The 9,048-nt window shown below is 51.1% G+C and carries 9 protein-coding genes; 7 read left to right on the top strand and 2 right to left on the bottom strand.

The genetic code is table 11. The annotated features are described in order from the left end of the window. The first annotated feature begins 133 nt into the window (after positions 1-133). The 6 genes from U869_RS0128580 (at position 134) to U869_RS0128555 (ending at position 6,334) form a co-directional block, all read left to right on the top strand. Entirely contained in the window at positions 134-661 is a 528-nt protein-coding gene (locus tag U869_RS0128580) for a fimbrial protein (RefSeq protein WP_025123593.1), read from the top strand. Positions 662-746: 85 nt separating this feature from the next. Then, positions 747-1,424 (top strand): molecular chaperone, encoded by a 678-nt coding sequence (locus U869_RS0128575; RefSeq protein WP_025123592.1) that lies wholly within the window; start codon positions 747-749, stop codon positions 1,422-1,424. Between the two features lie 93 nt (positions 1,425-1,517). After that, positions 1,518-4,097 (top strand): fimbria/pilus outer membrane usher protein, encoded by a 2,580-nt coding sequence (locus U869_RS0128570; RefSeq protein ID WP_025123591.1) that lies wholly within the window; start codon positions 1,518-1,520, stop codon positions 4,095-4,097. A 5-nt stretch (positions 4,098-4,102) separates the two neighbouring features. Beyond that, complete coding sequence (locus U869_RS31250) at positions 4,103-5,131, top strand: fimbrial protein (protein WP_232785419.1); 1,029 nt, start codon at positions 4,103-4,105, stop codon at positions 5,129-5,131. Positions 5,132-5,271: 140 nt separating this feature from the next. Beyond that, positions 5,272-5,796 (top strand): fimbrial protein, encoded by a 525-nt coding sequence (locus tag U869_RS0128560; RefSeq protein WP_025123590.1) that lies wholly within the window; start codon positions 5,272-5,274, stop codon positions 5,794-5,796. 28 nt (positions 5,797-5,824) lie between these two features. Continuing rightward, positions 5,825-6,334, top strand: coding sequence for a fimbrial protein (locus tag U869_RS0128555; RefSeq protein ID WP_025123589.1), 510 nt, complete (start codon positions 5,825-5,827; stop codon positions 6,332-6,334). A 47-nt stretch (positions 6,335-6,381) separates the two neighbouring features. On the opposite strand, the gene alr is transcribed toward U869_RS0128555, so the two are convergent. Then, positions 6,382-7,605: an alanine racemase gene (gene alr, locus U869_RS0128550; protein ID WP_025123588.1), complete on the bottom strand. Its 1,224-nt coding sequence runs from the start codon at positions 7,603-7,605 to the stop codon at positions 6,382-6,384. 340 nt (positions 7,606-7,945) lie between these two features. After that, complete coding sequence (locus tag U869_RS0128545) at positions 7,946-8,320, bottom strand: VOC family protein (RefSeq protein WP_198530718.1); 375 nt, start codon at positions 8,318-8,320, stop codon at positions 7,946-7,948. A 544-nt stretch (positions 8,321-8,864) separates the two neighbouring features. On the opposite strand from U869_RS0128545, the gene U869_RS0128540 reads away from it, so the two are divergent. Next, the coding region (locus tag U869_RS0128540) for a helix-turn-helix domain-containing protein (protein ID WP_025123586.1) at positions 8,865-9,048 on the top strand (184 nt) is incomplete at its 3' end.

Raw genomic sequence — 9,048 nt, 5'->3', positions numbered from 1 at the left:
TTGAGGTTTATTGGGTATATAAACCCAAATTGGCATGGAAAATCAGACATTATAAATGCTGTTATCACTATTAAAGATAACAGCCCCTTTGTTTTGTCCGCTGCCAAGTTAAATACACTCAAGGAAATTTGTTATGAAAAAGAATCTGATCGCTGTTGCTGTACTGGCTTCCTCTGCATTTGCTATTTCTGCGTTTGCTGCCGATGGCCAAGTGAATTTCACCGGTGAAATCATTGATTCTGCTTGCCAGGTGGTTAACACCCCAAGCAACCCATTGAATGTCGTGTTGGGCAAAGTGGCTAAAACCGCATTTACCGGTACGGGTTCTACGGCTGCTGCCACCAAATTCACCCTGCAACTGACTAACTGCCCAGCTACCGTTAACACCGCTAGCGTGAAGTTTGACGGTACCTCAGTGAATGGTGACACCACCCTGCTGGCACTGACTCAAGAGTCTGGCGTGGCAACTGGCGTTGGCATCCAACTGGCTGATGCTTCTAACACCGTACTGCCACTGTACGCCGCGTCTATGGCATATCCATTGGTTTCAGGCACCGCAACCAACAACCTGGATTTCGTTGCCCGTTACATTGCTACCGCAGCCACTGTAACTGCAGGCCCGGCTAACTCAATGGCCAGCTTCACCGTTAACTACAACTAAGTTCTGCACTGCCCTTGGGTGCGACGTAGTTAATCAGGGCCGGCAGTAGACTGCCGGCTTTTTCCCCTCATTTATGGATCTTGATATGAAATTTATTCCTACCACGCTGCTGGCAGCGTTGCTGGTATGCGCCAGTGCGGCCCAGGCCGGTGTGGTGATTGGCGGTACGCGGCTGATTTATGACGGCGGCAAGAAGGAGTCTTCACTGAGCGTCAGCAACCCGGACAAAGTGCCATACCTCATTCAGAGCTGGGTAGAGACCACCGGTGGCGGCGCTGAGAAAGCCCCCTTCATGATTACTCCGCCACTGTTCCGTCTGGATGGCGGGCAGGAAAACGTGCTGCGCGTGGTGCGTGCGGGTGGCAACCTGCCGTCAGACAAAGAGTCGCTGTACTGGATGAATATCAAGTCGATCCCATCGGCTGCGAAAGAGTCCAACCAGAACACGTTGCAGATTGCAGTCAAGACACGCATCAAGCTGATTTATCGCCCACAGGGTTTGAAAGGCGTGCCAGAAGAATTGGCTGAAAAACTCAGCTGGCATCGTAGTGGCAATACCCTGCAGGTGAGTAACCCGACACCGTTCTACATGAATTTCCAGGAAATCAAAGTAGCGGGCAAGGAAGTGAAAGAGGTCACCTACGTCGCCCCGATGAGTTCTGCGAGTTTTGCTCTGCCAGCCGGTGTCAGCAGCGGTAGCGTGAGCTGGAAAATCATCAGCGATTACGGTGGCGTAGGTAATGAGCACATGGGTTCGTTGTAAGTCTTCATACAGCAATCGGCGAGTTTCCCCACAGGCGGTGGGGCACAGGACACAGGGTGGTTACTTCACCTTGTCGGTAACGGAGTAAAACGGATGAATAACCACACTGGCCAGGATAGACATGCCCAACCTTCGCGTATCAGCAAGCTAGCCTATTTGATTGCCGCACAGTTGGCCCTGTTGGGCGGTGCTTCCTTTGAAGCGCAGGCTCGCGACTACTTTAACCCGTTGATGCTTGAGATCGATAACCCGCATCAGGGCAGTACCGATCTGACGGTATTTGAAGATGGGGCCAATCAGGCACCGGGCACCTACCGGGTTGATATATACATCAACAATGAGCTGCAGGGGACCAATGACGTTGATTTCCGCATGCTTAAAGGTGCGGATGGCAAGGGGAGCCTGCAACCCTGTTTGAGCGTTGCGCAGCTAAATGCGATGGGCGTGAAGACCGATCTGTTTCCAGGATTGGGGGATGCCAAGACGCAATGCGCCAATCTGACAGGCATTCCACAGGCCAGCGCCGAGTTTCGTTTCAGCGCACAACAGCTGTTGTTAAGTATGCCGCAGGCGGCGATCTCACAAAAAGCGCGCGGCTATGTCCCCGAAAGTCAATGGGATGAGGGTATCCCGGCGGTATTGCTCAACTATAACCTGAGCGGATCCAATAGCTATGCTCGTAACGGTGACAGCAAAGATAGTAATAGCCAGTACGCCAACCTGCGGCCGGGTATCAACATTGGGCCGTGGCGGCTGCGTAACTACACCACCTGGAATCGCGACAGCAATGGCCAAGATCGTTGGGATACGGTTTATACCTATGCGGCGCGCAGCATCATTGCGCTGAAAAGCCAATTGGTACTGGGTGACAGCAGTTCACCGAGTGACGTGTTTGATAGCGTGTCGTTTCGTGGGGGGCAACTGGCGTCGGACGACGACATGATACCAGACAGCCTAAAAGGCTATGCGCCAGTGGTGCGCGGTATTGCCCGCACTAATGCGCAGGTGATTATTCGCCAGAACGGCTATGTCATTTATCAGAGCTATGTTGCACCAGGGGCGTTCGAAATTAACGACATGTTCCCAACCGGAGGCAGCGGCGATCTGTTCGTGACGATCAAGGAAGCGGACGGTAGCGAGCAGTTGTTGGTGGTGCCTTTTGCCTCGCTGCCGGTGTTACAGCGTGAAGGCCGTTTGAAGTATTCGGTAACCAGCGGGCAATATCGTTCTTACGACGGTAGCGTGGATAAAACCGCGTTCAGCCAGGGCACGGCGATCTACGGTTTGCCGCATGGCTTGACGGCTTACGGCGGTGGCCAGTTTGCCAGCAAGTATCAGTCGCTGGCATTGGGACTGGGTAAAAACCTCGGTGACTTTGGTGCCATCTCAACGGATGTCACCCAGGCGTGGTCCACCATGCAGGAACAGCCAAAAGACAGCGGACAGTCTTGGCGCATCCGCTACAGCAAGAACATTATCCAGACCGGTACCAACTTTGCCATTGCCGGTTACCGTTTTTCAACCGACGGCTATTACAGCCTGCAAGAGGTGCTGGATACCTACCGCAATCAAACTAGCCAACCGCTTAACGAGCGCAAACGCAATCGCGCCGAACTGACGATGAGTCAGAATCTGTGGGAGGGCGCAGGAGCCTTGTCTGTGAGCTGGATCAGTGAGGATTACTGGAACAGCGATCGCACCTTGCGCTCGATTGGGGCCGGTTATAACAACAGCTGGAATGGTATCAGCTACGGCTTCAACTACAGCTATAACGAGAACGCAGCAGCGAGCAGTAACAACGGGGTTGCCAGCGGTAGGGTTTACGATCGTGACCAAGTGTTTGCCTTTAACGTCAGCGTGCCGCTGAGCCGCTGGTTGGGTAATACCTATGCCTCCTACAACGTCAACAGCAGCCAGAAAGGCGGGACGACCAACACCGTTGGCCTGAATGGCACCGCCTTGGCGGACAACAACCTGAGCTGGAGCGCCCAGCAGGGCTATGGCAGCCAGGGGATCGGCAATAGCGGCAACCTGAACGCCGATTATCGTGGTACCTACGGGGAAGTGAGCGCCGGTTATGCCTATGACAATAACAGCCAGCGTCTGAATTACGGGCTGCAGGGCGGGATTGTGGCACACGCCAACGGGGTGACCTTCGGCCAGCCGTTGGGGGAGACCATCGCGTTGGTTCAGGCTCCTGGGGCCTCTGGCGTTGGCGTCAGCAATCAGACCGGGGTGAAAACCGACTGGCGCGGCTATGCGATTGTGCCTTACACCTCTCCATACCGGAAAAACCAGGTGCAGCTGAATACCGAAACCTTAGCGGACAATGTGGAATTGGCTCTGACAACGCAGAACGTAGTGCCAACTCGTGGCGCCGTGGTGCGAGCCAACTTTGAAGCCAACGTTGGTCAACGGGTGATGATGACCTTACTGGACAGTAGCGGAACGCCATTGCCATTTGGGGCAACGGTGACCGATCCGGCACAAAAGAATACCCAGGCATTTATCGTTGGTGACGGTGGACAGGTTTATCTGACCGGGCTTGCGGATAGTGGGGCGTTAACGGCCAAATGGGGGAATGAGTCTAATCAGCAGTGTCAGATAAGTTATTCCTTGAAAAAACAGACAACAGCGACTGGCGTTCAAATCATGAATGGGCAATGCAGGTGAGAAGCATGATGAACATAAATAATATGATGAAAAAAATACTGATGCTGGGGTGTTTATTTTGGGGCTCATGTTTTTTGTCACCCATGGCCCAGGCGGCAAACTATGGATGTACCAGTACGCCGGATATACCAGGTGTGGCCACTTTAACTTCAACCGCAGTCTCAACCTCATTGCCTGTTGGTTCAGTTATTCCCGGAACGGAAAGGAGTTTCTCTTTCAGCGGAAACTGTGCAGCTATTAGTACAATACCTCAAGGGATTGCTATTATTACTTGTTATTACGGTGTTGGTGGTGAAGTTTCCGGTATGCCAGGAGTGTATGATACGGGGGTGAGTGGTGTTGGTATCACTTTGATTAACTCGGCAGGACAACGAGTTGTTGGTGCCGGTCCAGGGTGTGATACTAGGGGGACTCCTCTGGGATATATTTCGAATACCAGCGGAAAGACATTTTCGGTTTCAATGACCTTGGCGTTAGTTAAAACGGCTGCTAATATAGTTCCCGGCACTCTGCATCGCAGTCAAACGATTTTTGGTATAGGGATGTACAACACCGGTTATGGGCTCGGGAGTAATGCGGATAGCTCAGTTTCTTACTCAGGTGATGTAACCTATAAAAGTATTACTTGTTCTGTTGGAAGCGGAGACGGTATTGTTCCGGTGCCCTTAGGAAACGTACCCGCTGCGCAGTTTTCTGGTATCAATACCACCGCGGGTGCGCAACCCTTCAATATACCGGTAACGTGTAATGACCGGGTCAACGTTAGTATGTCAATGAGTGCGCCAGGGTATATTTCTGTTCCCAATGGTGTCATTGCATTAACACCGGCGGGGAATAATGCTGGTGGTGTTGGGGTGCAAATTCTATATAACGGTAATCCTGTTGCTTTCAACCAATTTTTTGCTGTCGGAACAGTTGCCAATACAGGTGCTACGTTAAGCATTCCTTTTGTGGCTCAATATTTTCAGTATGCAATCTCCATATCACCCGGTACGGCTAATGCCATGGCGACAGCAACATTGGAATATCAGTGATAATTACCTGTTCTGTGAGGGTGTGATGTTATTAGATTAACTGCGATAATTAATGACTGCTTTATAAATTAATGGATTTTTGGTGTTTGTGATCCTGACGCCTGAGAATGTAAAAATAAAAGGACGAGTAAGGAGTAAATATGAAGTTATTGGCTAACTGTTCGGCGTTGGTATTGGTTATAGTTATGGGGGCGCATGATATAGCGATGGCGGATGCGGTGAATATTAATATCACCGGTAATGTCGTGGCCTCACCTTGTGTGGTTAACAACAATAATAGCAACCTTAACGTTGACCTGGGGACGAATATCCAGGCCAGCATGCTGGCGACGGCCGGTGCCGGCACTACGCCAACGCCGTTTAATCTTTCTCTCACCGCTTGCCCGGTGGGAACCAGCAACGTCACGGTAACCTTCACCGGCACGGCAGCTGCGGCACCACAAACCGCCATGTACAAGAATACCGGCGCAGCAACGCCACTGGCGGTGGAGCTTTCCATTACCGATCTCGGTACGATTTTGAGTAACAACGTCTCGGTAACCCGACCAGTGCAGGTAGGCGGAACCGTGACCTTTCCGTTGAGTGCCCGTGCCGTTACCGCCACCGGTAATGTAACGCCTGGCAGTATTGTTGCTTTGGTGCAAGCCAACTTTACCTATAACTAAGCCTGTTATTTTGCTAGGAGAAGCCTGAATGAGCGGATTGATGAAACGTATGTGGCTTGTCATGGCTGCGGGGATGATAAGTAGCGCGGTTCAGGCCACGGACCTTAACCTGACCGGTACCGTCGTCGCCAGCCCTTGTACCGTTGATACCGGCTCAGTCAATCGGGATGTTGACTTCGGCCAGTTACGTAGCACCGATCTGCGTACTGCCGGTGATGCATCAGACTGGAAGCCGTTTGAGGTCAAATTGGTTAACTGCCCGGCAAGCACCACCGCAGTGAAAGTGACCTTCAGCGGTACGCGGGTTAGTACGGATGCGACCTTGTATGCTAACGCCGGTAGCGCCGCCAATGCGGCAGTGCAGATGGCGCAGGCAGCCAACAAAAGTCTGGTACAAGGGGACGGTAGTTCCATGACGGTTGCTGTCGACGCACAGCATAACGCGACCTATGCGCTGGCTGGGCGAGTGATTAGCACCGGCAATACCGGTCCAGGCACGTTTCGCAGTGTGGTTCAGATGGGATTTACCTACCAATAATCGGTCTTGAGATTGGCAGTGGTATTAGCCACTGCCAACTCTTTTACTTAGTCGACCAATACGCGTTTATTGGTTGCGCCCCAGAGGATCGACATTTCGGTAAACAGCGCACCGCTGATGTCTTCGACCTCAGTGGCGGTGATCTCCGCGTTACCTTGCTTGCCAAAGAACACCACTTCATCGCCAGGATTGACGTTTTTCAGCCCGGTCACATCCACCATCACGGTATTCATCGAGGTTTTACCCACTACCGGTACGCGCTGCCCCTGGATCAACACGTGGCCCGCATTGCTGAATACCCGGCGATAGCCGTCTGCATAACCCACCGGGATATTGGCCAATACGGAATCACGTTTCAGCGTATAAGTACGATCGTAGCCGACGGTAATGCCCTTGGGGTAATGGTTAAGCGCCGCGATGGAGGATTTGAAGGTCATCACGCGTTGATAGTCGTTACTGGCAATGGTATCGCCATAGAACACTCCGCCCACGCGCACCATATCTAGCCAGGACTCCGGCACGGTGAGGGTCGCGAAGGTATTGGCAACGTGTAAGGTCACATCGCTGCGTTTGATCCCGGTAATATCCAGCACCTGTTGGGATTGCACCTTGAAGCGGGCGAGATCTTGGCGTACTGCGGCGGCATCTTCTTCAGGATAGTGGGACATGATGCCGACCATTTTCAGATGAGGTAATGCAGAGATCGCCTTGGCCTCTAACAGCCCGGCGCGATCGCTGACTTCGAGCCCGTTGCGTGACATGCCGCCAGAGTTCAGGGCCAAATGGAAGCGCAGCGTTTTCCCCTGCTGAGTAGCGATGGCATCCAGGCGCTTGGCCATCTCCAGATTGCCGATCAGCTCTTCGGTGTCATAGGTGGTTGCCTGGCGCATTTCCGCTTCGGTGGCATTTCTGACGCGCATCAGACGCCCTTTAAAACCGAGTTCACGCACGGTTTGCAGCTCTTGGTTACTGGCCACGCCAATACACTGCACATTATTTTCGATCATCACCGGCGCGACCAACGAAAGATCGTGCCCGTAAGCATCCCCTTTCAGGATGGCGCAAAGCGTGGTTTTATTGCCCAACAACTGTTGAATTTTGTGCGTGTTGTATTCCAGTGCGCTGTGCGAAATTTCCAGCCGGGCGTTGTTAACTACCTCCGGCGAACTTTTAGCCGTGACGGCAAGAGAGTGCGTTGGGCTGGGGGGTTGATGGCAAGCTACCAACGTTAATAGCGGTATTAAGACTAAATGGCGTAAATGCAGCGGCATATTCCCTTCCTGCTAAAATAAAAAATTAGTTTCTCGATATTAATCAGTTTTTATATCTGATTTAACGGCGGGTGTGGCTGGTTCTCAGTGGTTTCTGTCAATACCAGCGACAACTAATAGATGATAAATAACAACTTTTGTCAAATTTCACGGGCGTAGCTGGATCCCCTCACCCCAGCCCTCTCCCAAAGGGCGAGGGAGCTAGTTCAGCGTCGTAGGCAGGTAAGGTGGCACGCCGGAGGGGCGCTGCATGCTGCGCCCGTGCCAAGGTCAGATTCAGGAGTTAATGGATAGCACATACAGTCCCATCTCCCTTCGGAGAGGGTTAGAGTGAGGGGCATTATTTCATTGAATGCAGGCCAATCACGTTGCCTTCGCAATCCTTGGCGATGGTGATAAAGCCATGTTCACCGATGGCAAACTTCGGCCGCAGGATCTCACCGCCATTGGGCACAATGCGGCTCTCCTCCACGGCGCAATCTTCACAGCTCAGATAAACCATGGTGCCGCCCGCTCCTGCTGGCGCACAATCCATTTTAGCCAGTGCGCCGCCAGAGCCTTCGCCCCCTTCCTGATAAGGGAAAATATAGTATTCCATCTCTTCGTCTTCCATCTTCTCTAACTGCGTGTTGAACACCGCCTCATAGAATTTTTTTGCCCGCGGCATATCATTCACATAAATTTCGAACCAACTAACGATATTATTTTTCATCATGTTCTCCAGAGGTATTGATGGTTATTGTTCCTGGTGAAGTATGTTAGCGATGCTGTGTATTTATACAGTGACCTGGATCATATAATTAACGCTAACCCTATTTTATCCCAATTAAGGATGGTGTTCAGTCAGTTACTTAGCATGCTAAATAATTGATGATGCTAAAGTTAACGCTGCGATAAGACGTTTTTAGGCCGATGCTTGTTTTTTGCATTGCAATATCCTTTTATGAATGAAGTTTTTAAATTTATGTCGTCACTTAATTTCAATGAATTATTGCGGGTTTATTCTTATTTTTAAATAAGCCAAATCTCGAAGGTAGGGTGGGTAAAGGCTTTAATGTTGACTGTAAATTTGTTTGGTTATTATAATCTGCCTCGCTTTTAGGTGGGTTTAAGCCCGTTAATAGAGGCGCACTCTAGAATTAAATACTTTATTGATGAGAAACCTGAAAGCGAATTTCACCATTTACACTATAAGGATATATACCCGTGATCATTGAAGATGCTTGATTTTCAGACGTCAGGAGATCATTCTGTCACACATGAAAATATTCATTACTGAGCAACAAAAAGCGGAACTTGAACGCCTTCACAATACCAGCCGTGATAAGCGGGTTTGTGATCGCATTAAAGCCGTTTTGCTGGCCTCTGAAGGCTGGAGTTCGGCCATGATTGCCCAGGCATTGCGGTTGCATCAGACAACGGTCGATAATCATATCCACGAGT

The organism is Serratia sp. H1w, from assembly GCF_000633355.1.
Taxonomy (GTDB): Bacteria; Pseudomonadota; Gammaproteobacteria; order Enterobacterales; family Enterobacteriaceae; genus Chania.
This window is presented reverse-complemented; position numbering and strand designations above follow the sequence as displayed.

Bases quoted from the DNA above. Each gene is read 5' to 3' on its own strand.
- U869_RS0128545 (WP_198530718.1), bottom strand. From the start codon at position 8,320: ATGATGAAAAATAATATCGTTAGTTGGTTCGAAATTTATGTGAATGAT.
- U869_RS0128575 (WP_025123592.1), top strand. From the start codon at position 747: ATGAAATTTATTCCTACCACGCTGCTGGCAGCGTTGCTGGTATGCGCC.
- U869_RS0128570 (WP_025123591.1), top strand. From the start codon at position 1,518: ATGAATAACCACACTGGCCAGGATAGACATGCCCAACCTTCGCGTATC.
- U869_RS0128560 (WP_025123590.1), top strand. From the start codon at position 5,272: ATGAAGTTATTGGCTAACTGTTCGGCGTTGGTATTGGTTATAGTTATG.
- alr (WP_025123588.1), bottom strand. From the start codon at position 7,605: ATGCCGCTGCATTTACGCCATTTAGTCTTAATACCGCTATTAACGTTG.
- U869_RS31250 (WP_232785419.1), top strand. From the start codon at position 4,103: ATGATGAACATAAATAATATGATGAAAAAAATACTGATGCTGGGGTGT.
- U869_RS0128555 (WP_025123589.1), top strand. From the start codon at position 5,825: ATGAGCGGATTGATGAAACGTATGTGGCTTGTCATGGCTGCGGGGATG.
- U869_RS0128580 (WP_025123593.1), top strand. From the start codon at position 134: ATGAAAAAGAATCTGATCGCTGTTGCTGTACTGGCTTCCTCTGCATTT.